This window comes from Pseudomonas sp. MAFF 730105, assembly GCF_055380705.1.
This window is the reverse complement of the sequence record NZ_AP018438.1, coordinates 675597-699378: the sequence shown is the minus strand read 5'-3', so window position 1 is coordinate 699378 and position 23782 is coordinate 675597. Positions and strand designations below refer to the sequence as shown.

21 protein-coding genes are annotated in these 23782 nt (G+C 64.4%); 17 read left to right on the top strand and 4 right to left on the bottom strand.

Annotated elements, in window-relative coordinates; translation table 11 throughout:
- Nucleotides 1-164 precede the first annotated feature (164 nt).
- The 4 genes from cobJ to cobG are packed head-to-tail and all read right to left on the bottom strand — an operon-like array spanning nucleotide 165 to nucleotide 4532.
- On the bottom strand, nucleotides 165-1865 hold the full coding sequence (gene cobJ, locus PCOSP_RS03040) for a precorrin-3B C(17)-methyltransferase (RefSeq protein WP_464710287.1): 1701 nt from the start codon (nucleotides 1863-1865) through the stop codon (nucleotides 165-167).
- Complete coding sequence (locus PCOSP_RS03035) at nucleotides 1862-2593, bottom strand: precorrin-2 C(20)-methyltransferase (protein WP_175363115.1); 732 nt, start codon at nucleotides 2591-2593, stop codon at nucleotides 1862-1864. Before PCOSP_RS03035 ends, cobJ begins: the two co-directional genes overlap by 4 nt.
- A complete protein-coding gene (locus PCOSP_RS03030; protein WP_047700231.1) occupies nucleotides 2593-3219 on the bottom strand; it encodes a precorrin-8X methylmutase in 627 nt (208 codons plus the stop codon). The genes PCOSP_RS03035 and PCOSP_RS03030 overlap by 1 nt, the downstream gene beginning before the upstream one ends.
- Nucleotides 3219-4532, bottom strand: a complete 1314-nt coding sequence (gene cobG, locus PCOSP_RS03025; RefSeq protein ID WP_464710286.1) for a precorrin-3B synthase — start codon at nucleotides 4530-4532, stop codon at nucleotides 3219-3221. Before cobG ends, PCOSP_RS03030 begins: the two co-directional genes overlap by 1 nt.
- Nucleotides 4533-5469: 937 nt before the next feature.
- On the opposite strand from cobG, the gene cbiE reads away from it, so the two are divergent.
- The 17 genes from cbiE (at nucleotide 5470) to PCOSP_RS02940 (ending at nucleotide 23654) form a co-directional block, all read left to right on the top strand.
- A complete protein-coding gene (gene cbiE / locus PCOSP_RS03020) occupies nucleotides 5470-6681 on the top strand; it encodes a precorrin-6y C5,15-methyltransferase (decarboxylating) subunit CbiE (RefSeq protein ID WP_464710285.1) in 1212 nt (403 codons plus the stop codon).
- The gene (locus PCOSP_RS03015; protein WP_139646665.1) at nucleotides 6674-7771 is read left to right on the top strand and encodes a cobalt-precorrin-5B (C(1))-methyltransferase; all 1098 of its coding nucleotides are present in this window, start codon (nucleotides 6674-6676) and stop codon (nucleotides 7769-7771) included. The genes cbiE and PCOSP_RS03015 overlap by 8 nt, the downstream gene beginning before the upstream one ends.
- Nucleotides 7768-8484, top strand: coding sequence for a cobalt-precorrin-6A reductase (locus PCOSP_RS03010; RefSeq protein WP_464710284.1), 717 nt, complete (start codon nucleotides 7768-7770; stop codon nucleotides 8482-8484). The genes PCOSP_RS03015 and PCOSP_RS03010 overlap by 4 nt, the downstream gene beginning before the upstream one ends.
- 212 nt (nucleotides 8485-8696) lie before the next feature.
- Nucleotides 8697-9095 (top strand): DUF2946 domain-containing protein, encoded by a 399-nt coding sequence (locus PCOSP_RS03005; protein ID WP_464710283.1) that lies wholly within the window; start codon nucleotides 8697-8699, stop codon nucleotides 9093-9095.
- 51 nt (nucleotides 9096-9146) lie between these two features.
- A complete protein-coding gene (locus tag PCOSP_RS03000) occupies nucleotides 9147-9626 on the top strand; it encodes a copper chaperone PCu(A)C (protein WP_464710282.1) in 480 nt (159 codons plus the stop codon).
- A 54-nt stretch (nucleotides 9627-9680) separates the two neighbouring features.
- On the top strand, nucleotides 9681-10085 hold the full coding sequence (locus PCOSP_RS02995; RefSeq protein WP_464711859.1) for a DUF2946 domain-containing protein: 405 nt from the start codon (nucleotides 9681-9683) through the stop codon (nucleotides 10083-10085).
- An 82-nt stretch (nucleotides 10086-10167) separates the two neighbouring features.
- Complete coding sequence (locus PCOSP_RS02990) at nucleotides 10168-12294, top strand: TonB-dependent copper receptor (RefSeq protein ID WP_464710280.1); 2127 nt, start codon at nucleotides 10168-10170, stop codon at nucleotides 12292-12294.
- A gap of 122 nt (nucleotides 12295-12416) precedes the next feature.
- Entirely contained in the window at nucleotides 12417-13796 is a 1380-nt protein-coding gene (locus tag PCOSP_RS02985; RefSeq protein ID WP_464710279.1) for a PepSY-associated TM helix domain-containing protein, read from the top strand.
- Between the two features lie 201 nt (nucleotides 13797-13997).
- A complete protein-coding gene (locus PCOSP_RS02980; RefSeq protein WP_464710278.1) occupies nucleotides 13998-14786 on the top strand; it encodes an ABC transporter ATP-binding protein in 789 nt (262 codons plus the stop codon).
- The gene (locus tag PCOSP_RS02975) at nucleotides 14783-15730 is read left to right on the top strand and encodes an ABC transporter substrate-binding protein (protein WP_464710277.1); all 948 of its coding nucleotides are present in this window, start codon (nucleotides 14783-14785) and stop codon (nucleotides 15728-15730) included. Before PCOSP_RS02980 ends, PCOSP_RS02975 begins: the two co-directional genes overlap by 4 nt.
- Nucleotides 15727-16737: a FecCD family ABC transporter permease gene (locus PCOSP_RS02970; RefSeq protein ID WP_139646681.1), complete on the top strand. Its 1011-nt coding sequence runs from the start codon at nucleotides 15727-15729 to the stop codon at nucleotides 16735-16737. Before PCOSP_RS02975 ends, PCOSP_RS02970 begins: the two co-directional genes overlap by 4 nt.
- 340 nt (nucleotides 16738-17077) lie before the next feature.
- A complete protein-coding gene (urtA, locus tag PCOSP_RS02965; RefSeq protein ID WP_464710276.1) occupies nucleotides 17078-18343 on the top strand; it encodes an urea ABC transporter substrate-binding protein in 1266 nt (421 codons plus the stop codon).
- 159 nt (nucleotides 18344-18502) lie between these two features.
- Nucleotides 18503-20005, top strand: a complete 1503-nt coding sequence (gene urtB / locus PCOSP_RS02960; protein WP_139646683.1) for an urea ABC transporter permease subunit UrtB — start codon at nucleotides 18503-18505, stop codon at nucleotides 20003-20005.
- Nucleotides 20005-21084 carry an urea ABC transporter permease subunit UrtC gene (gene urtC, locus PCOSP_RS02955; RefSeq protein ID WP_139646685.1) on the top strand — a complete coding sequence of 360 codons (1080 nt, stop codon included), beginning with the start codon at nucleotides 20005-20007 and terminating at the stop codon, nucleotides 21082-21084. The genes urtB and urtC overlap by 1 nt, the downstream gene beginning before the upstream one ends.
- The gene (gene urtD / locus PCOSP_RS02950; RefSeq protein WP_175385566.1) at nucleotides 21081-21950 is read left to right on the top strand and encodes an urea ABC transporter ATP-binding protein UrtD; all 870 of its coding nucleotides are present in this window, start codon (nucleotides 21081-21083) and stop codon (nucleotides 21948-21950) included. The genes urtC and urtD overlap by 4 nt, the downstream gene beginning before the upstream one ends.
- Before the next feature lie 132 nt (nucleotides 21951-22082).
- The gene (urtE, locus tag PCOSP_RS02945; protein WP_047700267.1) at nucleotides 22083-22781 is read left to right on the top strand and encodes an urea ABC transporter ATP-binding subunit UrtE; all 699 of its coding nucleotides are present in this window, start codon (nucleotides 22083-22085) and stop codon (nucleotides 22779-22781) included.
- 30 nt (nucleotides 22782-22811) lie between these two features.
- Nucleotides 22812-23654, top strand: a complete 843-nt coding sequence (locus tag PCOSP_RS02940) for an urease accessory protein UreD (RefSeq protein WP_175385565.1) — start codon at nucleotides 22812-22814, stop codon at nucleotides 23652-23654.
- Nucleotides 23655-23782: the final 128 nt, after the last annotated feature.

The window sequence follows — 23782 nt, the reverse complement described above, 5'->3', positions numbered from 1 at the left end:
TACAGGCGCACCATACCTGCAACTTGAGGGCAAAGACCGGCTATATATAACCAAAGACCATCAGTAACTAGTAGCCTACGGTTAATTTGAGTAAACGAATTAGCCACACAGGCTACTAGCATTTTCGAGAAACGACGGCAGCCCGAGCGGACTGCCGGGTTGTATCAGAGCGGTTTGTTGCCATACCAGCGCGGCGTGTACACCCACTCGCCGCCGTCGGCACGGGGAAACACGCAGGTGGTCGAAGACCCGACCAGGACCATGGTGCGCATGTCGACCTGGTCCGGGGTCAACTGCCCCAGCGTCGTGACGCGCAGGGTCTGGCCCGGACGGCCGATGTCACGCCCCAGGACCACCGGCGTTTGCGCGGTTCGATGCTGGGCGACGATCTCCAGCGCCCGCCCCAGTTGCCAGGGCCGGGAACGGGAGATGGGGTTGTAGAAAGCCAGCGCGAGATCCGCTTGTGCCGCCAGATCCAGGCGCTTCTCGATGATCGACCAGGGCTTGAGGTTGTCCGACAGCGACAGCACGCAGAAGTCATGACCCAGCGGCGCGCCGGCCTGGGCAGCCGTGGCCAGGGAAGCCGAGACGCCTGGCAGGATCTGCAGGTCGACAGCGTGCCAATGGGCATTCGTCGACTCATGCAGCGCTTCCAGCACCGCCGCGGCCATGGCGAACACCCCCGGATCGCCGGACGACACCACCACCACGGAGCGTCCCTGGGCCGCCAGTTCGAAAGCATGGCGGGCGCGTTGCAGCTCTTCGCGGTTGTCGGTGCAGTGTTGCACCTGATCGGCCCGGAACGGCCCGGCCATGCGCACGTAAGTTTCGTAGCCCAGCACGTCGTTGGCGCGGTCGAGTTCGGCGCGCACCGCCGGCACCATCAACTCGGCTGCCCCCGGGCCCAGGCCGATCACCGCCAGGCGCCCCCGTGGACGGCCGATCCGTTGCGGATCCAGGGGCTGTTCGGCCACCGCGATGGCCAGGCTGCCCATGAGCCGAATCGAGGCCGGCTGGCCGAGGGTCTCGCTCAACCATCCGGCGATGTCGCCGCTGGCGCAAGCGAAGCGCAGCGGCACGCCCAGGCCCGCAGCGGCTTCGTGTAACTCCGGACGGGTCATGTCGCTGTCCGCCGCCACCAGGCAGGCCAATGACTGCACCGCGAGGCCGGCCTGACCCAGGGCATCGCCAATGGCGACCGCTATGTCCGTCATCCCGACGTCCAGCGCCACGGCTACGTTGCGTGGATAGATACGCAACTCATCAACGGCGGGCACACCGGCAGCGCTGTCGATACGGATGGCCAGGCGCGCCTGTTGGTCCTGGGGCAAGTGCGCCTGATCCAACCACGGCGCGGCCCCTTCGATGCGCACCGGCTCACCGGCCAGCAGATCGGAGACGAAGCGCTTGCCCTGCTCCAGATCGTCGAGACGGTAGCCACTCGGCGGATTGAGCAGGCAAGTGCCGAAACGCAATTCGCCGCTGGTGGTGATCGCCGGGGCGACTTGCAGGGCGGTCGCGATGTCCCGGGCCATGACGTTGACCCCGCCCAGGCCACCGAGCAATGGCACCACGGCACTGCCGTCTTCGGCCACCGCCAGCACGGCGGGCTCGACGCCTTTTTCCAGCAGCAGCGGCGCCAGGGTGCGGATGACGATGCCCGCCGCGCACAGGGCGATGATGGGGGTGTCCTGCTGATAGAGCTCGCGCAGCGTCGCGCCGAACTCCAGGTAGTGACGGTCCACGCCCTCGACCCGCCCGGCCAGGCCGTGGATCAAGGCATCGGGATAGCACTGCTGGACCCGCCGGGCCGTTGCGAGGCTGCCCGGGCCGAGGATGACGATTGCCGGTGCCTTGAACGTCATCCCTGCCACCGTTCGCCCGGCACGATGATCAACGAGAAATACGGCGAGGACATTGGCTCGACTTCATCCAGCGGCACGATTTTCTGGTTGGCCATGGTCGCCCGTTCGACGTACAACGCCCGGCCATCCAGGCCCAGTTCCCCGAGCACCTGGCGGACCTTGGGGAAATTGCGCCCCAGCTTCATGATCACTGCCGCATCGGCATCGGCCAGCCGGCGCTTGAGTTCGTCATGGGGCAGCACACCCGAGAGCACCGACAAGCTCTGGTTGCGGTACACCAGCGGCGCGCCGAGCACCGAGGCTCCGCCCAGCATCGAGCAGACGCCGGGAATGACTTCGGCGTCGTAGTGCTCGGCCAGACGATCGTGCAGGTACATATACGAACCGTAGAAGAACGGATCGCCCTCGCAGATCACGGCCACGTCGCGACCGGCATCCAGATGCACGGCCACCTGTTCGGCGGCGGTGTCGTAGAAGTCGGCGATCACCTGCTCATAGGACAGCGGCGCCGGCAGCACTTCGGTAGTGACCGGATACACCAGCGGCATCAGCGTCTGCGCTTCTTGCAGGTGCATTTCGATGATCCCGAAGGCGTTGCCCTTCTTGCCCTTGGCGACGAAGTACGCCACCACGGGGGACTCGCGCAACAGGCGCAAGGCCTTGAGGGTGATCAGTTCCGGGTCACCGGGGCCCACGCCGAGGCCGATCAGACGTCCACGCTGCTGCATCATTCAATCTCCGTAGCGAGGGCATTGACGGCAGCCGCAGCCATGGCGCTGCCGCCGAGTCGGCCTTGCATGATCACGAACGGCACGCCACGGCTGTTGGCCGCCAACATCGCCTTGGACTCGGCGGCGCCGACAAACCCGACGGGGAAGCCCAGGATCAACGCGGGTTTCGGGGCGCCGGCGTCGAGCATTTCCAGCAGGTAGAACAGCGCGGTGGGTGCATTGCCGATCACCACGACGCTGCCTTCCAGATGTGGGCGCCACAGCTCCAGGGCCGCCGCCGAACGGGTGTTGCCCAAGTCGCGAGCCAACTGCGGCACGCTCTCGTCGCGCAAGGTACAGATCACCGGGTTGTTGGCCGGCAGGCGTGCACGGGTCACACCTTCGCTGACCATCCGCGCATCGCACAGGATCGGCGCGCCGGCAGCCAGGGCCTGACGCCCGGCCGTGCCCGCGCCCTCGGAAAACTGCAGCCCATCGACCGCCTCGACCATGCCGCAGGCATGGATGACCCGTACCGCGAGTTTTTCCAGATCGGCCGGAATGCGCGCCAGGTTGGCCTCGGCGCGAATGATCGCGAAGGAGTTGCGATAGATCTCCTGACCGTCGCGGATGTAATCAAGCATCAAAGGGGGCTCCGGGGGCGAGCGTCGAGCCATTGGCCGACCGCTTCAATAGTCAGATTGTGCGCCTGCAACGCGCCAAAACCTGGCTGCGTGGCATCGCGAAAATAGAGGTCGTAACGACCGGGAGCGACCGCCAGCAAGGTGGCGGGCGCGATATGGGCCGCCGCGCATGAGCGCGGGCACCCGGATAAATGGACTTTCATCCCGTGGCCCTGGCGTTGCAGCACGTCGGCCAGGCGCCGGGCATCGGCCTTGGTGTCGGCCAGCGCCTTGCCGCAGCCACTGGAGCCCGTGCAGGCGATGAGATGCGCCAACGGTTGTTCCGCCGAACACAGCAGGCCCAACCCTTCGAGCCGCGCCAGCACTTCATCCGCGTCCTCGCGGTGTACGTTGGGCAACAACAGGCTTTGCCATGGGGTGAAACGAAGGCTGCTGTCACCCTTCTCCCGGGCCAGTTGCGCCAGTCCTCGCAGCATGACGGCGTCGAGTCGGCCAAGGGGCGCCGCGGCGCCCACGTAGACACGTTCGTCATGTTGGGGTTGGATGCCGAGGTGCAATCCATCGATGGCCCCCTCGCGCTGCCAACCGGAACACGGTTGCAGCGAGACCCGGCGGGCCAGTGGCTGGCTGAATCCAGTGTCAGGAAGCTCTGCCAGCAGGTGACGCATGCGTGTCTGGTCTGGGCGGGCCAGGTCGAGAAACAGCTCCAGCACCGCCAGCACCAACCCATGTCCTTCGGCCAGGGGGACCGCGCCTGCCGGCTCATCCAGGGGCGAGCCCGCCAACCCGAACGCCAGCCAGGGCTCGCCGTGACGCATGAACGCCGACAACCACAGGTCATGGTGATGATCGAGCATCGCCAGCGCCTCGCCGCCGTCCAGTTGCACGGCGAACTTGGCCGACAGTTCATGGAATCGTTCGTGGGTCTGCAGGCTGAGCAGGATCTGCGCAGCCAACGGGCGGGTGTCCAGCAGCATCTGCCGGTCAATGCCGGCCGCGGGGCTGAGCATCAGGTTGCGCACATCGTCGCCGGCCGGCGTGTGCGGGCCGAGTCCGGCGGCCAGCAATGACTCGATCAACGCGGCGTGCTCAGGGCCGATCCCGCGGATCTGCAGATTGGCTCGGTTGGTCGCCTCGATCACGCCACCGGCGAACCGCTCGGCCGCCAACGCCACGGCTTCGGCCTGATCCGCCTGGATAGCACCGCCATCGAGCTTGATCCGGCAGATGCCCCCGTCCAGCGCCTGGACGACACGCAGCAACCCCGGGCAACCCGAGGGGCGTATGGCGTTGGAGGATGGACGTTCGTTCAAGGGAAAACCGGTCAGCATCGGCGAAGGACCGCCATTATGCCTGCTTTGCCGGGGGGCATGAAAAGCTTGCCCGTCGGATTATGTGCAGCGTCGCCAGGAATGTGAGGCGCGAGCTGGCCGGCGATAGCGGTGTGGCTGGCAAGGTGGGGCTGAATGGTCCGACGCCATCGCGAGCAGGCTCGCTCCCACAGGGAATCTGCGGCTGGCACAAATTAAGGGGGCAACCTCATTCAAATGTGGGAGCGAGCCTGCTCGCGATAGCGGTCTGTCTGTGACGGTGATGTTGAATGGGCACCGCCATCGCGGGCAAGCCTTGCTCCCACAGAGGATCCGCGGCTGGCACAAATTAAGTGGGCAACCTCATTCAAATATGGGAGCGAGCCTGCTCGCGATAGCGGGCCGTCTGTGATGATGATGTTGAACGGAACACTGCCATCGCGGGCAAGCCTTGCTCCCACAAAGGATCCGCGGCTGGCACAAATTAAGGGGGCAACCTCATTCAAATGTGGGAGCGAGCCTGCTCGCGATAGCGGTCTGTCTGTGACGGTGATGTTGAATGGGCACCGCCATCGCGGGCAAGCCTTGCTCCCACAGAGGATCCGCGGCTGGCACAAATTAAGGGGGCAACCTCATTCAAATGTGGGAGCGAGCCTGCTCGCGATAGCGGGCCGTCTGTGATGATGATGTTGAACGGAACACTGCCATCGCGGGCAAGCCTTGCTCCCACAAAGGATCCGCGGCTGGTACAAATTAAGGGGGCAACCTCATTCAAATGTGGGAGCGAGCCTGCTCGCGATAGCGGGCCGTCTGTGACGGTGATGTTGAATGGGCACCGCCATCGCGGGCAAGCCTTGCTCCCACCGGCGCGGTATGATGGCGGCCCGGTTCGCGGGACTGATGTGCCCGTCGAGCAACCCTACCCATTCGAGGAACAGAGATGACCCCCTGGCTGACCGTAGTGGGCATCGGCGAAGACGGCTTCAAGGGTCTGGGCCGAACGGCTCGCCATGCCCTGTTGCGAGCGACGCGCATTCTCGGCAGCGCTCGCCAACTGGCGTTATTGCCGGTGTGCATTCGCGGCGAACGGGAGCTGTGGCCAAGCCCGTTTTCCCTGGAACCACTGTTGGCGCGACGGGGCGAGCCGGTGTGTGTGCTGGCCAGCGGCGACCCCATGTTCTATGGCGTCGGCGCCAGCCTCGCCAAACACCTGCCAAGCGAGCAGATGCTGGTCATCCCGGCCCCATCGTCATGTTCGTTGGCGGCGGCGCGCATGGGTTGGCCGCTGCAGGAGGTGGTCACTGTGTCGCTGGTGGCGCGTCCTCTGGCAGCGCTCAATGCCCATTTATCCACAGGCGTCCGGTTGTTGTTGCTGAGCAATGACCGCCACAGTCCCGGTGCAGTGGCGTCATTGCTGCGCGAGCGCGGGTTCGGCCCCAGCCCCATGACTGTGCTGGAACACCTTGGCGGCCCGGCAGAACGGCGGATCGAAGGCTGCGCAGCACACTGGTCCGAGCCAGACGTCACCGACCTGAACCTGATCGCCGTCGAGTGCCGGGCCGACCCTGCGGCGTTGCGCCTGTCACGCCTGGCCGGTTTGCCGGACACCGCGTTCGAACATGACGGCCAATTGACCAAGCGCGATGTGCGCGCCATCACCCTGGCCCGTCTCGCCCCGATGCCCGGCGAATTGCTCTGGGACGTTGGCGCAGGCAGCGGCTCCATCGGCATCGAATGGATGCGCGCGCACCCGGCCTGCCGAGCCCTGGCCATCGAAGCCGACGAAGGCCGCCAAGGCTTGATCGAACGTAACCGCGATACCCTCGGCGTACCCGGCCTGCAACTGATTCGCGGACGAGCGCCCCAGGCCCTTGAGGGACTGGAGCGACCGGACGCCGTATTCATTGGCGGCGGCGTTACCCGTGAAGGCGTGCTGGAAGCCTGCTGGGCCCAACTCAAGCCCGGCGGTCGGCTGGTCGCCAATGCCGTGACCCTGCAAAGCGAGATGACGCTCATGAACTGGCGCGAACTCCATGGCGGCGAACTGACCCGCATCCACATTGCCCAGGCCCAACCATTGGGCGAGTTCGACACCTGGCGCCAGGCGTTGCCGATTACCCTGCTGGACCTGGTAAAGCCCCTCGATGCGTGACGAAACCGCCGAACAACCCGCGCCCCTGCGCAGCGGCCTGACCACCGGCAGCTGCGCCACGGCCACCAGCCTGGCGGCGGCGCGCCTGTTGCTGCAAGGTCATTGCGCCGATGCCGTGGAGATCGTGTTGCCCAAGGGCAAACAGGTGCAGATGCGCCTGGAGTTCTGCCGGTTGACCGGCCAGGGCGCCGAGGCCGGGACGATCAAGGACGCCGGCGACGACCCCGACGTGACCCACGGTGCGTTGCTGTTTTCCCAGGTGCGGCTGACCGCCGAACCGGGGGTGCGCTTCATTGCCGGGCGCGGCGTCGGCACAGTGACGCGACCGGGCCTGGTGCTGGCGGTCGGTGAGCCGGCGATCAACCCGGTGCCGCGCAAAATGATCGGCGATCACCTGGACCGGCTGGCCGAAGAAACCGGCTATACCGGCGGTTTCGAAGTCACGGTCAACGTCGAGGGCGGTGAAGCCCTGGCCTTGAAGACCATGAACCCACGCCTGGGCATCCTCGGCGGACTGTCGATCCTCGGCACCAGCGGCATTGTCCGGCCCTTCTCCTGCGCGGCCTACATTGCCTCGATCCATCAGGGCATCGACGTGGCGAAAACCAACGGTTACCTGCACATCGCGGCCTGTACCGGCAATGCCAGCGAAGACACCATGCGCCGGGTCTACAACCTACCGGAAATCGCCTTGATCGAAATGGGCGACTTCGTCGGGGCCGTGCTCAAGCATGTGCGCAAGGTTCCAGTGGACAAGCTCAGCCTCTGCGGCGGCTTTGGCAAGATCAGCAAACTCGCCGCCGGTCACATGGACCTGCACAGCCGCCATTCGAGCATCGACCTGCCACAACTGGCCGACTGGGCCGCCGCAATCGGCGCCGGCGAAGTCTTGCAGAAAGGCATCCGCGAGGCCAACACCAGCCAACAGGCCCTGGCGATGGCCAGTGCCGCAGGCATCGCCCTCGGCGACGCGGTGTGCGAGCACGCCCTGGCCTTCGCCCGTAGCGTCGTGCCGCCCCAGGTTCAAGTCGAAGTCTTCGCCATCGACCGCCAAGGCGGGATCGTCGGCCACGCCGGAGCCTTTACATGAAACGCATCCTGCTGCTGGGCGGCGTCACCGAAGCCTTGGCCATCGCACGCACACTCGGCCCTGAACACATCTACAGCCTGGCGGGCGTAGGCCGTGTCCCCACTGACCTGACCTGCCAGGTACGCGTCGGCGGCTACGGCGGCGCTGAGGGCCTGGCGCAATTCATCCGCGACCAGAGCATCAGCCTGCTGTTGGACGCCACCCATCCCTACGCCGCCCAGATCAGCCACAACGCCGCCCACGCCGCCCGCACCTGTGGCGTCCCCTGCTGGGCCCTGCGCCGCCCGGCCTGGCAGCCCCGCCATGGCGATGACTGGCGCGAAGTGGCCGACTGGGCCGAACTGATCCAGGCCCTGAAACCCTTCCACCGCCCCCTCTTCACCCTCGGCCGCGAACCACTGCAACATCTGCATGAAATTCCCCCGGAGCAATTCTGGACCCTGCGCGCCCTGGACGTGTACCCCGGCAACGAACGCTGCGAAGTCATCGGCGCGCGAGGGCCGTTCCATATCGACGGCGAACGGGTGCTGTTCGAGCGGCGGCAGATCGATGTGCTGGTCAGCAAGAACAGTGGCAGCACCGCGACCGAGCCGAAACTGGAGGTGGCGCGGGAGCGTGGGGTGCCGGTGTTGGTGTTGAGGCGGCCGGTGTTGGCGGGGGTGGATCGGGAATTCTGGACGCTGGATGAGATGTTGTCGGCGCTGTCGATGTAACTCTACCGACCTTCACGATCCGGCCGCACTGAGACTACGAACCCAGACTACATCGCCTTGCCTGATATCTCGCCACGACAGCGCTCATATGGCGATCTGTTGCTATTGTTAACCCCAGCCCTGCGACCCTACACCGCACATGGCTTTTTTACTTCCAGCCTGCGATCAGGCTAAATACCGCCACCTGATCGCCCAACCGAGCGGATTCGCCCATGTCCCGACAACGGCTTGCATTTGCCTGGATCGCCTGCTTCGCAATGCTGTTCAACATGCTTGCCATGCCGCTTTCCGGCAGCGGGGCGGTGCAGAAGGATGCGCCGGTCGAGCAGCTGTTGTGGGGCAGTTTCTGCTCCTCCAGCGGCACGAAGCTGGTGGCGATTTCCCTGGGCAAGCTCGAACAGGGCACGCCCCGCAACGACGACCATTCGACCATGCAGCATTGCTGGTGCTGCGCAGGCTCGGCGTCGTTGGTGGCGCTCACTGGACAGGCTCCGCGGCTGTATCTGACTCCACAGCCTGCCCATCACGGCCTTGTCCACCTGGCGTTCGACAGCCCCACGCCACGCCAACAATGGCCGAGTCTCAACCCCCGCGCCTCGCCTCTGGTCTGATTCCCACCGCATAAAAACAATTGCGTCCTGAATCGTTCCGGAGAATCACCCATGTTGAACAGACTCATCCTGCTGGCAGCCCTGCTGCTTCCCGTCGGCTTCGCCCATGCTCATCAGTACAAGGTCGGCGACCTTGAGATTGCCCATCCCTGGTCCCAGGAACTGCCGCCCAACGCGCCCACCGTGGCCGCGTATTTCGTGATCCACAACACCGGGGCAACGGCGGACAAACTGCTTAGCGTCGACTCGCCGATTGCCGGCAAGGCCGAGCTCCACGAACACGTGAAGCAGGACGACCTGATGAAGATGCAGCCCGTGCCTGTGGTTGCGATTGCTCCTGGCGCCACCGTCACTTTTGCCCCCATGGCTTACCACGTCATGCTGCTGGACCTGAAGGACCGCAGCCTGCTGAGCGACGGCAAGCGCTTCGCCATGACCCTGCACTTCGAGAAAGCCGGGGATGTCACGGTCGACGTAGCGGTGCAGAAAAAAGCCCCCGACGGCACCATAACCGAAGCCCACATGCACTGATAGCCGGCCATGGGTCTTCTCCGCGCCAGGCCTGACATGCCCCGCCGCCAGCCGATGAGACTGGCACGCGGCAGCTGGATCAGCCTGTTCGCCATGCTGATGATCTTTATCGGTCCACTGATTTCTCAGTCGATGCCGATGGATCAACGCATGTCTTCGTCCATGCCTATGACCATGGATATGGACATGAGCATGGACATGTCCGCAGGTGCTCACACCGGAGATGAGGCAACGGCAGCCGAACACTGCCCGTCCCAGAACGAGCACCACGCGCTGTGGGAAAAATGCGGCTATTGCAGCCTGCTGTTCAACTGCCCGGCCTTGCCCGGAGGGCAGTCCCTCGCCGTTTTCGACACCCCAACGGCCAACACCTTCACCAGCCCTTCTCCACGTCTGGGCCATGCCCGGCCGGCCTTCTTCCCGGGCGCCCGTCCCCGCGCACCGCCCCTCGACGCGTAAACCCGACACTTACCAACCCGGTCGCACAAGACAGCCCCAGGCTGCCCGACCGTGTCGTCTACGTTTGTTCGATGGAATCATCATGTCCAGGTTTCCTGCCGGCATCGCTTTGGGCACTGCCCAGGCCAGTTGCCCTCCAAATGAGGCACGGGTGCGTTTTCACCCTGCCGTCGCCGCCGTGTGCGGCCTGTTGCTCACGTCTCAAGCACTGGCCGATGAGCACGACCATCATGAAAGCCAAGTCGAGGAACTGAGCCCGACGGTCATCACCGCCATCGCGCCCAGCTCCCCTCTGACCGTGGTCACCAACCCCAAGGACCCGCGCCAACCGGTCCCGGCCAGTGACGGCGGTGACTACCTCAAGACCATTCCCGGCTTCGCCCTGGTGCGCAACGGCGGCACCAATGGCGATCCGGTGCTGCGAGGCATGTTCGGCTCGCGACTGAATATCCTCACCAACGGCAGCACGCTGCTGGGCGCCTGCCCCGGCCGGATGGACGCGCCCACCTCCTACATCTCACCGGAAACCTACGATCAGCTCACGGTGATCAAGGGCCCGCAAACCGTGCTGTGGGGCCCCGGCGCGTCGGCCGGAACCATCCTGTTCGACCGCAAGCCGGAACAGTTCGGCGAACTGGGCACGAGGGTCAATGCCAGTGTGCTGGCCGGCTCCAACGGTCGTTTCGACAAAGTGCTGGATGCTGCTGCGGGCGGGTCGTTGGGCTACGTACGAGTGATCGGCAACACCGCTCATTCGGACGATTACCGCGATGGCAATAACGACACGGTGCCGTCGCGCTACGACAAGTGGAACGGTGACGTCACCCTTGGCTGGACGCCGGATACCGATACGCTGCTGGAGCTGACCGCCGGCAAGGGCGACGGCGAGGCGCGCTATGCCGGGCGAGGCATGGACGGCGCACAGTTCAAGCGTGAAAGCCTAGGGCTGCGTTTCGAACGGTCGAACCTCGGCGAAGTGCTGGATAAGATCGAGGCACAGGTCTACTACAACTACGCCGACCACGTGATGGACAACTACACGCTGCGCACGCCTTCGGGCACCGGGATGATGGCCGGGCCCATGGCGTCCAACGTCGACCGACGCACGCTTGGCGCACGCATCAAGGCCACCTGGCGCTGGGCCGATGTGCAATTGATCAGCGGCCTGGATGCCCAGACCAACGAACATCGCCAACGCAGCAGCATGGGGATCGATACCTACAAGGAACTGCCGCGCACCAAGGACGCCGACTTTCACAACTACGGTGTCTTTGGTGAACTGACCTGGTACGCCGCCGACCGCGACAGGTTGGTGACCGGCGCCCGCCTCGACCGGGCCTCGGCCAAGGATTACCGGCAGAGCGTCGGCTCCGGCATGATGGTCCAGCCCAACCCCACTGCCGACGAGACCCGCGCCGATACCCTGCCCAGCGGTTTCGTCCGCTACGAGCACGATCTGGCCGACAGTCCCACGACGGTTTATGCCGGCCTGGGCCACGCGCAACGCTTCCCTGACTACTGGGAGCTGTTCTCGCCGGATAACGGACCCACCGGCTCGCTGAATGCCTTCGATTCGATCAAGCCGGAAAAAACCACCCAGCTCGACTTCGGCCTGCAGTACAAGACCGAAACCCTCGAAGCCTGGGCCTCGGGTTATGTCGGGCAGGTGCGCGACTACATCCTGTTCGACTACACGCCCGGCATGATGGGCAGTACCTCCCGGGCTGAAAACATCGACGCACGGATCATGGGCGGCGAATTGGGGGCGGCCTACCAACTGACTGAACGCTGGAAGGCCGACGCCACCCTGGCCTATGCCTGGGGCAAGAACAGCAGCGACGGCAGTGCCCTGGCACAGATGCCGCCGCTGGATGCGCGCCTGGGCCTGACCTACAGCGCCGACCGCTGGAGCGCCGGAGCCTTGTGGCGCGTGGTGGCGGCGCAGCACCGGGTCGATGAGAACAGGGGCAACGTGGTGGGCAAGGACTACGGCACGAGCTCGGGCTTCGGGGTCTTCTCCCTCAACGGCGCCTATCGCATCAACACGCATTGGAAGGTCAGCAGCGGCGTCGACAACCTGTTCGGCAAAGCCTACGCGGAACACTTGAACCTGGCCGGCAACGCCGGATTCGGCTATCCGGCCAGTGATCCCCAAGCCATCAACGAACCGGGGCGCACGCTCTGGACCAAGGTGGACATGAGTTTCTGACAACATCGCGGGCAAGCCTTGCTCCCACAGGCACTACCCAACCCTGTGGGAGCAAGGCTTGCCCGCGCTCGGTCGCACAGCGACTACATAACAAACACATTTGCCAAGCGGAGCGCTTTTCGATGAGCCAACCGAAACCGAATTTCTACAACCTGGCCTGGCGCTGGCATTTCTATGCCGGGCTGTTCGTCGCCCCGTTCATGGTGATGCTGGCCTTGACCGGCATCATTTACCTGTTCAAACCGCAACTCGATCCACTGATGTACGGTAGCCTGCTTAACATACCGGCCGGTCATCACACGATGGCCGCGGACGACTTGCTCCAACAGGTCCGCCAGGCCTACCCCGAAGCGCGGGTCAAACAGTACCTGCCACCGGCCGACGCCGAGCGCAGCGCGCAGTTCGTGGTGATCGACAAGGGTCGGGAGCTGAACGTCTTCATCGATCCCTATCACGGTGACGTCCTCGGCGAACAGGACGCCAAGAACAACTTGCAAGCCATGGCCAGGGCCATCCATGGCGAACTGCTGATCGGCACCGTCGGTGATCGGCTGGTGGAAATGGCCGCCGGCTGGGGCGTGGTGCTGGTGGTGTCGGGGCTGTACCTGTGGTGGCCCCGTGGGCAATCCTCGGCCGGGGTCCTGTGGCCGCGCTGGAACGCTCGCGGTCGGCTGTTCTGGCGCGACCTGCATGTGGTCGTCGGCTTCTGGGGCGCGGCGTTGCTGCTGGTGATGCTGCTCAGCGGCATGACCTGGACCGGCCTCTGGGGCAAGCAGTATGCCGAGCTCTGGAATCGCTTCCCGGCTGCGATGTGGAACGACATGCCCAAGTCCGACGTCGAAGCCGGCAGCCTCAACAACGCCCACCGCCAGACCGTGCCTTGGGCCGTGGAGAACACACCGATGCCGATGTCCGGCGATCATGCCGAACACATGGCCCACGGTGGCATGCACGAGGGTCCCGCGGCGCCGACCATCCGCCTGCAAGCGGTGCAGGACATCGCCGCCGAACACAAGGTCACGCCGGGCTACAGCATCACCCTGCCGACCACAGCCACGGGAGTGTTCACCATTGCCGTGTTCGCCGACGATCCGCGCAATGACGCGACTCTTCACGTGGACCAGTACACCGGCAAGGTCCTGGCTGATGTGCGCTGGGCCGATTACAGCGTCGTCGCCCGCGCCACCGAAACCGGCGTCATGTTGCACGAAGGCAAGATGTTCGGCCCGGCGAACCAGATCGTCGTGCTGCTGATCTGCCTGATGATCCTGCTCAGCGCGGTGAGCGGCATGGTGATGTGGTGGAAGCGCCGGCCACAGGGCAAGTTCGGCGTACCGCCCCTGCGTCACGACCTGCCAACGTGGAAAACCGGGGTGTTCATCATGCTGACCCTGGCCGTGGTGTTTCCCTTGGTGGGGGCGTCGCTGGTGGTGGTGTGGCTGTTCGATCGGCTCTTCACCCGTTTCAACCGCCAGGCTGAAGTGGCTTCATCTTCAAGTTGAAGACAGTGTGTTAACGGAAGGCGGCGCGAAACCTCTACAATCGCGCCCGCTGCCGAACTGTAGACATAACCCGCCAATGTGGGAGCGAGCCTGCTCGCGATAGCGCTGGATCAGCCAGCACAGAGGCGCCTGATCCACGGCTATCGCGAGCAGGCTCGCTCCCACAGGGATTGTGTTTTAACCCGATCTTTGAGTACACGCATGACCTCGCTGACCCTCTCCCACCTCGCCTGGACACCCCTGGGCCATGGTCACTGCCATCACCAGTTCCAACTGCGTGACGCCACGTTGCAGGTGGCGACCGGGGAGTTCGTCGGGTTGATCGGGCCCAACGGCAGTGGCAAGACCAGCCTGCTGCGTTGCGCCTATCGGTTCAACCCGCCGGAGAGCGGTGAGGTGAAACTCGACCACCACAACGTCTGGCGCCAGTCGTCACGCTGGTGCGCGCAACGTATCGCCGTGGTACTGCAGGAATTTCCCGACGCCTTTGGCCTGACGGTCGAGGAAGTGGTCGCCATGGGCCGCACGCCTCACAAAGGCCTGTTCGATGGCGATAACCACGAGGACCGGCGTCTGGTCATCCAGGCCCTGGAAGCGGCAGGGCTGCAAGGCTTCGGCGAACATGCCTTCGCCACCCTCTCGGGCGGTGAAAAGCAGCGGGTGATCCTGGCCCGGGCCCTGGCCCAGCAACCGCAACTGCTGATCCTCGACGAGCCGACCAATCACCTCGACCCGCGCTATCAACTCGAACTGCTGCAACTGATCAAGCGCCTGGGGATCGGCACCCTCGCCAGCATCCACGACCTGAACCTGGCTGCCGCCTTCTGTGACCGACTCTATGTGATCGAACACGGCCGCATCGTCGCCAGCGGTGCCCCCAAGGATGTACTGACCACCACGCTGCTGCACGACGTCTTCGGCGTCGAAGCCCTGGTGGATGAACATCCCCTCGCTGGCTACCCACGAATCACCTGGATAACCCAACCATGACCCTGCGTTCCCTGCTGCTCCTGCCGCTGCTGCTGTGCAGCGCCCACGCCCTGGCCGAAGCCACCCGCTATCCATTGACGATCCAGAGCTGCAACCGTCAGGTGGTGTTCAACGAAGCACCCCGGCATGCCGTCAGTCACGACATCAACATGACCCAGATGATGCTCGCCCTCGGGCTCAAATCGCGCATGGTCGGCTACAGCGGCATCAGCGGCTGGAAATCGGTGACGCCGGAGATGGCGAAGATTCTCGATGGCCTGCCGGAACTGGCGGCCAAATACCCCTCGGTGGAAACCCTGCTCAACGCCAACGTGGACTTCTTCTTCGCCGGCTGGGACTACGGCATGCGGGTGGGCGGTGAGCTGACGCCACAGACCCTGCAACCGCTGGGTATCCCTGTCTACGAACTGACCGAATCCTGTGCGTTCGTGATGAAACGCCCGGCGGCTTCGCTGGAGGACACCTACAACGACCTGCGCAATCTCGGGAAGATTTTCGATGTCCAGGATCGCGCCGATGCACTGATCGCCGCGATGCAGGCCCGGGTGGCCGAAGTCCGCAAAGACCTGCCAGCCAATCGGCCCCGGGTGTTCCTCTACGACAGCGGTGAAGACAGGGCCATGACTTCCGGCCGGCTGGGCATGCCCCAGGCCCTGATCGACGCGGCGGGCGGGCGCAATATCCTGGACGATGTTGAAACCAGCTGGACCCGGGTGAACTGGGAGAACGTGGTCGAGCGCAACCCCGAGGTCATCGTGATCGTCGATTACGGCGAAGTCAGCGCCGAGCAGAAACAGCAATTCCTGCTGAGCAATCCGGCCTTGCAATCAGTGGATGCGATCAGGCACCGACGCTTCATCGTGATTCCCTACGTCCAGGCCACACCGGGCATCGACAACGTGCTGGCGGTACAAACCCTGGCGCAGGGTTTCCAGCATCGATGAACCCTCGTCGCTATGCCGGACTGCTGATCTTCCTCGGCGCGCTGATGCTGCTGTCGTGCGTGGTGTCCCTGGGCTTCGGGCCGGCGCGGGTACCGGTGGCCGTGGTCTGGGATATTTTGTTGAACAAGGCCTTCGGTATGGGAGAGGTCCATTGGACGGCCGGCCAGGAACACATCGTCTGGCTGATCCGCGTGCCGCGCCTGCTGCTCGGCGCGCTGGTGGGCGCGGGGCTGGCATTGATCGGCGCGGTGCTGCAAGCGGTCACCCGCAACCCACTGGCCGATCCGCACCTGCTCGGGGTCACCTCCGGCGCGACCCTCGGGGCGGTCATCGTGGTGCTGCATGTCGGGGAAATCGTCGGCCTGCTGACCCTGCCCCTCGCCGCGTTCATCGGCGCGCTGCTGAGCATGCTGTTGGTGCTGGCGATTGCCAGCCGCCAGGGTCGCCTGGAAAGCGATCGTCTGTTGCTGTGCGGCGTGGCGGTGTCATTCGTGATGATGGCGGCGGCCAACCTGCTGCTGTTCCTGGGTGACCATCGCGCCAGCTCCGCGGTGATGTTCTGGATGCTCGGCGGCCTGGGCCTGGCGCGCTGGGAACTGCTGGCGGTGCCCGCCGCCAGTGTCCTGCTGGGACTGGTCCTGCTGCTGGGCATGGCTCGGCCGTTGAACGCCCTGATGGCGGGCGAACAAACCGCGGTGACCCTGGGCCTGAACGCGGCGAAGGTGCGGTTGTGGATCTTCCTGATCGCGTCGCTGATGACTGGCGTGCTGGTGTCCATCAGCGGTTCGATCGGTTTCGTCGGGCTGATGGTGCCGCACATCGCCCGGCGCCTGGTGGGTGCCGAGCATCGTCGCTTGCTGCCGGCCTGTGTACTGCTGGGCAGCCTGTTCCTGGTGTGGGTGGACGTGGCCGCCCGGACCCTGATCGCACCGGAAGACTTGCCGATTGGCGTCGCGACGGCAGCCATTGGCGGGCTGTTTTTCATCGGCCTGATGCGCCGGCGCTGAGCCCCCGAATCCTCTGTCCACAGTAGCCTCCTTGTGGGAGCGAGCCTGCTCGCGATAGCGGTGGATCAGTCCCATCGTCTCTGGCTGACCCACCGCTATCGCGAGCAGGCTCGCTCCCACATCAAGGCATTCGGGGCCTGCGATTTCTGCGCACCGATGTGGCGCATCTGATCGCACCAGCGCACAAGCGACGGTCGCTCGTGGTGCGTTGCCCTGCGCTCCCCAGCGCATCGCCCCCACATTTCCCGGCCTTGCCACGACCGGGCACACCCCTTGCAAAAGCCCTGTTCAGCGTCTGCATCTGCCCTCGAAAAAAACACCAATTCACGGAGATTGCACCATGAAACGTCGTAGCTTGATCAAGGCTTTTACCCTCTCGGCCAGCATTGCCGCGATGGGCATGACCTGGACCGTCCAGGCCGCCGAGACCATCAAGGTCGGCATCCTGCATTCGCTGTCCGGGACCATGGCGATTTCCGAGACGTCCCTCAAGGACATGGCACTGATGACCATCGACGAAATCAATGCCAAGGGCGGTGTGAACGGCAAGCAGCTCGAAGCGGTGGTCGTGGACCCGGCCTCGAACTGGCCACTGTTTGCGGAAAAAGGCCGGCAGTTGCTGACCCAGGACAAGGTCGCCGTGGTGTTCGGCTGCTGGACGTCGGTGTCGCGCAAATCCGTGCTGCCGGTGTTCGAAGAACTCAATGGCCTGCTGTTCTACCCGGTGCAATACGAAGGCGAAGAGATGTCGCCTAACGTGTTCTACACCGGCGCCGCGCCGAACCAGCAGGCGATTCCGGCAGTGGAATACCTGATGAGCGAAGAAGGTGGCAGCGCCAAGCGCTATTTCCTGCTGGGCACCGACTACGTCTACCCGCGCACCACCAACAAGATCCTGCGCGCGTTCCTGCACTCCAAGGGTGTGGCGGACAAGGACATCGAAGAGGTCTATACCCCGTTCGGCCACAGCGATTACCAGACCATCGTGGCGAGCATCAAGAAGTTCTCTGCCGGCGGCAAGACCGCGGTCATCTCCACGGTCAACGGCGACTCCAACGTGCCGTTCTACAAGGAACTGGCCAACCAGGGCCTGAAAGCCACCGACGTACCGGTGGTGGCGTTCTCGGTGGGCGAAGAAGAGCTGCGTGGCATCGACACCAAACCGCTGGTGGGCAACCTGGCGGCATGGAACTACTTCGAATCCGTGGATAACCCGGCGAACAAGAAATTCGTCGACGCCTGGAAAGCCTACGCCAAGGCCAAGAACCTGCCGGGCGCCGACAAGGCCGTGACCAACGACCCGATGGAAGCCACCTATGTCGGTATCCACATGTGGGCCCAAGCGGCAGAAAAGGCCAAGTCCACCGACGTCGACAAGGTCCGCGAAGCCTTGGCCGGCCAGACCTTCGCCGCGCCGTCGGGCTACACCCTGACCATGGACAAGACCAACCACCACCTGCACAAGCCGGTGATGATCGGCGAGATCCAGGCCGATGGTCAGTTCAACGTGGTCTGGCAAACCGAGGGGCCGGTCCGCGCCCAGCCGTGGAGCCCTTTCATCGCCGGCAACGACAAGAAGCCCGACTATGCGGTGAAGGGTAACTGAGCCCATGGGTGTCGGCCCCGGATCCCGGGACCGACACACGACTCCTGTGGGAGCGAGCCTGCTCGCGATAGCGCTGGATCAGTCAGCGCAAACGTGACGGGTACGCCGCTATCGCGAGCAGGCTCGCTCCCACAAAAAGCACTGCGCAAGGCCGAGCATATGCCCACCGCCCTTTACCGTCTGATTCTCGCCCTGGTGATGTTACTGCCACTGGGCGCCCACGCGGGCGACGCCGAAGACTTCGTCGCCGCCAACCCGACCCTGCAGGCCAAACTGCTGGAAACCTGGGCGGCGCAGCCCGAGCCCGGGCGTGTCGAACTGCTCAACGCTTTGCAGCAAGGCCAGTTGACCGTCGACGGCCAGCCCAAGACCTTGCGCCTGAACAATCGCTTGCGGGGGCTGATCGAAACCGCCCTCGCCAGTCACCAACTGCTTGCCAGTGATCCCCGCATGCGCCTGGGCGCAGCGCAACAGCTGCAAAAAAGCGCGCGCCCGGCGCAGCTGGCTTTTCTCGACCGGCAACTGGCCGGCGAGCAAGACGAAGATGTCCACGCCGCTCTGAGCCTGGCCCTGGCAAACCTGCAATTGGTGGACGCCAATCCAAGCGTGCGCCTGGCGGCCGTCCGGTTGCTGGGGGAAACCGGAGACCCGCTGGCCCGCACCCGTCTCGAAGGCGTGCTCGAACCTGGCGCCGAAACCGATGCGGGCGTGCGCACCGCCGCCGAGACCAGTCTCGCCCAGGTCAAGCGCAAACTGCTGGTGGGCGAGCTGCTGGGCCAGGCGTTCAGCGGCATGTCCCTGGGCTCGATCCTGTTGCTCGCGGCCCTCGGCCTGGCCATCACCTTCGGCCTGCTGGGGGTGATCAACATGGCCCACGGCGAGATGCTGATGCTCGGCGCCTATTCCACATACGTCGTGCAGATGCTGTTCCAGCGCTTCGCGCCGAACGCCATCGAGTTCTACCCGCTGATCGCCCTGCCGGTGGCATTTTTCATCACCGCCGCCATCGGCATGGCCCTGGAGCGCACGGTGATCCGCCATCTCTACGGACGGCCACTGGAAACCCTGCTCGCCACCTGGGGCATCAGCCTGATGCTGATCCAACTGGTGCGCCTGGTATTCGGCGCGCAGAACGTCGAAGTGGCCAACCCGGCCTGGCTGTCGGGGGGGATCCAGGTGTTGCCGAACCTGGTGCTGCCGTACAACCGCATCGTCATCATCGCCTTCGCACTGTTCGTGGTGTTGCTGACCTGGTTGTTGCTGAACAAGACCCGCCTGGGCCTGAACGTGCGGGCCGTCACCCAGAACCGCAACATGGCGGCCTGCTGCGGCGTACCCACCGGGCGCGTGGACATGCTCGCCTTCGGCCTCGGTTCGGGCATTGCCGGGCTGGGCGGCGTGGCCCTGAGCCAGATCGGCAACGTCGGCCCGGACCTGGGCCAGAGCTACATCATCGATTCGTTCCTGGTGGTGGTGCTCGGCGGCGTCGGCCAGTTGGCCGGTAGCGTATCCGCCGCGTTCGGGCTGGGCATCGCCAACAAGATTCTCGAACCGCAGATCGGCGCCGTGCTCGGCAAGATCCTCATCCTCGCGCTGATCATTCTGTTCATCCAGAAGCGTCCGCAAGGCCTCTTCGCGCTCAAAGGACGGGTAATCGACTGATGAACCAGCCCCTGATGCTCACGGCCACGCAAAAGGCCGGGCCTAAAGTCACCCTCGCCGTCGGTGCGCTGATCCTGGCCGTACTGTTGAGCCTGCCACTGCTGTCGTTGCTGGCGGCGGACCATCCACTGCATGTCTCGGCCTACACCCTGACGCTGGTGGGCAAGATTCTCTGCTACGCCATCGTTGCCCTGGCGCTGGACCTGGTCTGGGGCTACGCCGGCTTGCTGTCCCTGGGCCATGGCCTGTTCTTCGCCCTGGGCGGCTACGCCATGGGCATGTACCTGATGCGCCAGGCGGCCGGTGATGGCTTGCCGGCGTTCATGACGTTCCTGTCGTGGACCGAATTGCCCTGGTACTGGACCGGCACTGACAGTTTTCTCTGGGCCTTGTGCCTGGTGGTCCTGGCGCCGGGGCTGCTGGCGTTGATGTTCGGTTTCTTCGCCTTTCGTTCGCGGATCAAGGGCGTGTATTTCTCAATCATGACCCAGGCCCTGACATTCGCCGGAATGCTGCTGTTCTTCCGCAACGAAACCGGCTTCGGCGGCAACAACGGCTTCACCAATTTCCGCTCGATCCTGGGTTTCGGCATCACCGAACCCGGCACCCGAGCCGTGCTGTTCCTGCTCACCGTGCTGTTGCTGGTGGCGAGCCTGTTCATCGGTTGGCGACTGGCCCGCAGCAAGTTCGGCCGGGTGCTGACCGCCCTGCGGGACGCGGAAAACCGCCTGATGTTCTGCGGTTACGATCCCCGGGGCTTCAAGCTGTTCGTCTGGGTCTTGAGCGCGGTCCTGTGCGGTCTGGCCGGGGCGTTGTATGTGCCACAGGTTGGCATCATCAACCCCAGCGAAATGTCACCGACCAACTCCATCGAGGCCGCCGTATGGGTGGCGCTCGGCGGGCGCGGCACACTGATCGGGCCGCTGCTGGGCGCCGGCGTGGTCAACGGCATGAAGAGCTGGTTCACCGTGGCCTTCCCGGAGTACTGGCTGTTTTTCCTGGGCGCGCTGTTCATCGTGGTGACCCTATACCTGCCCAAGGGCGTGGTGGGCCTGCTGAAGAAACGAGGCGAACAATGAGAATCACAGCGAGTGCCGAATTCATGCTCGAGCCAGCTTTTTTTCCAACCGAACCCAACAAGGACGCCGGCAGCAGCCGCGACGCCATCGGCCTCGGCCGGGCCGCCGGCGAAGGCCTGAATACCCGTCACGGCACGATCCTGACCCTGGAAGACATCAGCGTCAGCTTCGACGGTTTCAAGGCCCTGAACGATCTGAACCTGTACATCGGCGTGGGCGAACTGCGTTGCATCATCGGCCCCAACGGCGCGGGCAAGACCACGCTAATGGACGTGATCACCGGCAAGACCCGCCCCAGCCACGGCAACGCCTGGTTCGGCGAGACCCTCGACCTGACCGGCATGAGCGAAGTGCAGATCGCCCAGGCCGGTATCGGCCGCAAGTTCCAGAAGCCCACAGTGTTCGAAGCCCTGAGCGTGTTCGAGAACCTGGAACTGGCGTTGAAAACCGACAAGTCGGTATGGGCCAGCCTGCGGGCGAAGCTGACCGGCGAGCAGCATGACCGTATCGATGAAGTGCTGGAGACCATCCGCCTCACGCCATCGGTCAATCGCGCGGCCGGGCTGCTGTCCCACGGACAGAAGCAGTTCCTGGAGATCGGCATGCTGCTGGTGCAAGACCCGCAATTGCTATTGCTCGACGAACCCGTGGCGGGCATGACCGACGCCGAAACCGACTTCACCGCCGAGCTGTTCAAATCCCTGGCGGGCAAGCATTCGCTGATGGTGGTGGAACATGACATGGGCTTCGTCGGCACCATCGCCGACCACGTCACCGTGCTGCACCAGGGCAGTGTGCTGGCCGAAGGGTCGTTGGAGCAGGTCCAGGACAATGAGCGGGTGATCGAGGTGTATCTCGGTCGGTAGAGCGGAAAATGCTGTTCCCTGTGGGAGCGAGCCTGCTCGCGATAGCGGTGGGTCAGTTTGCTTAGGTGTTGAATGTGCCGCCGCCATCGCGAGCAGGCTCGCTCCCACAGGGGTTTGAGGAGAATCAGGAAGATGCTGCAAGTCGACAAGCTCCACCAATACTACGGCGGTAGTCACATCCTGCGGGGCCTGTCGTTTGACGTGAAGGTCGGCGAAGTAACCTGCCTGCTAGGTCGCAATGGCGTGGGCAAGACCACCCTGCTCAAATGCCTGATGGGCCTGCTGCCGGCCAGGGAAGGGGCAGTGAATTGGGAAGGCAAAACCATCACCGCGTTCAAGCCACATCAGCGGGTTCACGCCGGCATCGCCTATGTGCCCCAGGGTCGGGAGATTTTCGGGCGGCTGACGGTGGAAGAAAACCTGCTGATGGGCCTGTCGCGTTTTCCCGCATCCGAGGCGCGGGAGGTTCCGGCGTTCATCTACGAGTTGTTCCCGGTGCTGCTGCAAATGAAACAGCGCCGTGGCGGTGACCTGTCCGGCGGCCAGCAACAGCAGCTCGCCATTGGCCGGGCGTTGGCCAGTCGCCCACGCCTGTTGATTCTCGACGAGCCCACCGAAGGCATCCAGCCGTCGGTCATCAAGGAAATCGGCGCGGTCATCAAGCAACTGGCGGCCCGGGGCGACATGGCGATTTTGCTGGTGGAGCAGTTCTACGACTTCGCCGCCGAGCTGGCCGATCAATACCTGGTGATGTCCCGGGGCGAGATCGTGCAGCAGGGGCGCGGAGAAAACATGGAAGCCGAGGGTGTGCGCGGACTGGTTACGATCTAGTCTGTAGCGTCCGGACAATAATCAGAAATCATGAATCTACCTCTCTCTGCACCTGCCCTGTTCACGCCCTGCTGGCACGCCGAGCTGGAGCTGGCCTACGCCCGCTTTGGCGACAGCACGCGCCCGGTACAACGCCGCCATAAAGGCCCGCTGCGGGTGCAAAAACATTTGTATGCCGAAGGGCCCGAGGTGTGCCAACACATCATTGTCCACCCGCCTGGGGGCATTGCTGGCGGTGACCGATTGGCGATCTCGGCTCACGTCGGCCCCGGCGCCTGGGCACAGCTGACCAGCCCCGGCGCGGCCAAGTGGTACCGCGCCACGGCGCCTGCCTGTCAGCAACTGAGCCTGAGCGTGGCAGCCGGGGCGACACTGGAGTGGTTGCCCCAGGAGACCATTGTTTTCAGCGCCGCCCAGGCCGAACTCGGCACGTCCATCGACTTGCAGGGCGACGGGCGCCTGTTTTATTGGGACATGGTTGCCCTCGGCCGCCCCGCCAGCGGCGAGCGCTTCGACCTGGGACACTTTCAATCGCGGCTGGACATTCGCCGCGACGGACAGTTGTTGTGGCATGAGCGCCAGCGCATCGTCGGTGGCGACGGTTTACTGGACTCACCCATCGGGCTGGGCGGCGACCCGGTGTTTGCGACGCTGCTGGTGACGGGCGAGATCGACAGTGAACTGCTGGAGCAGTGTCGCTCCCTGGGCCACGCGGTGCGTGGGGACCTGACGCAGTTGCCGGGGCTGGTCGTGGCGCGGTGCCTGGCGAGCGAGGCGTTGCTGGCGCGGGGGTGGCTGGTTGAGTTGTGGCGGTTACTGCGGCCGGCGCTGCTGGGTCGAGAAGCCGTGCCACCTCGGATCTGGAGCACCTGAATTGCTTTTCTGTGGGAGCGAGCCTGCTCGCGATGGCGGTGGGTCAGTCAACATCCATGTTGAATGTTCAATGGCTATCGCGAGCAGGCTCGCTCCCACAGGGAACTTGTTTTGGCTCGAACTATTTA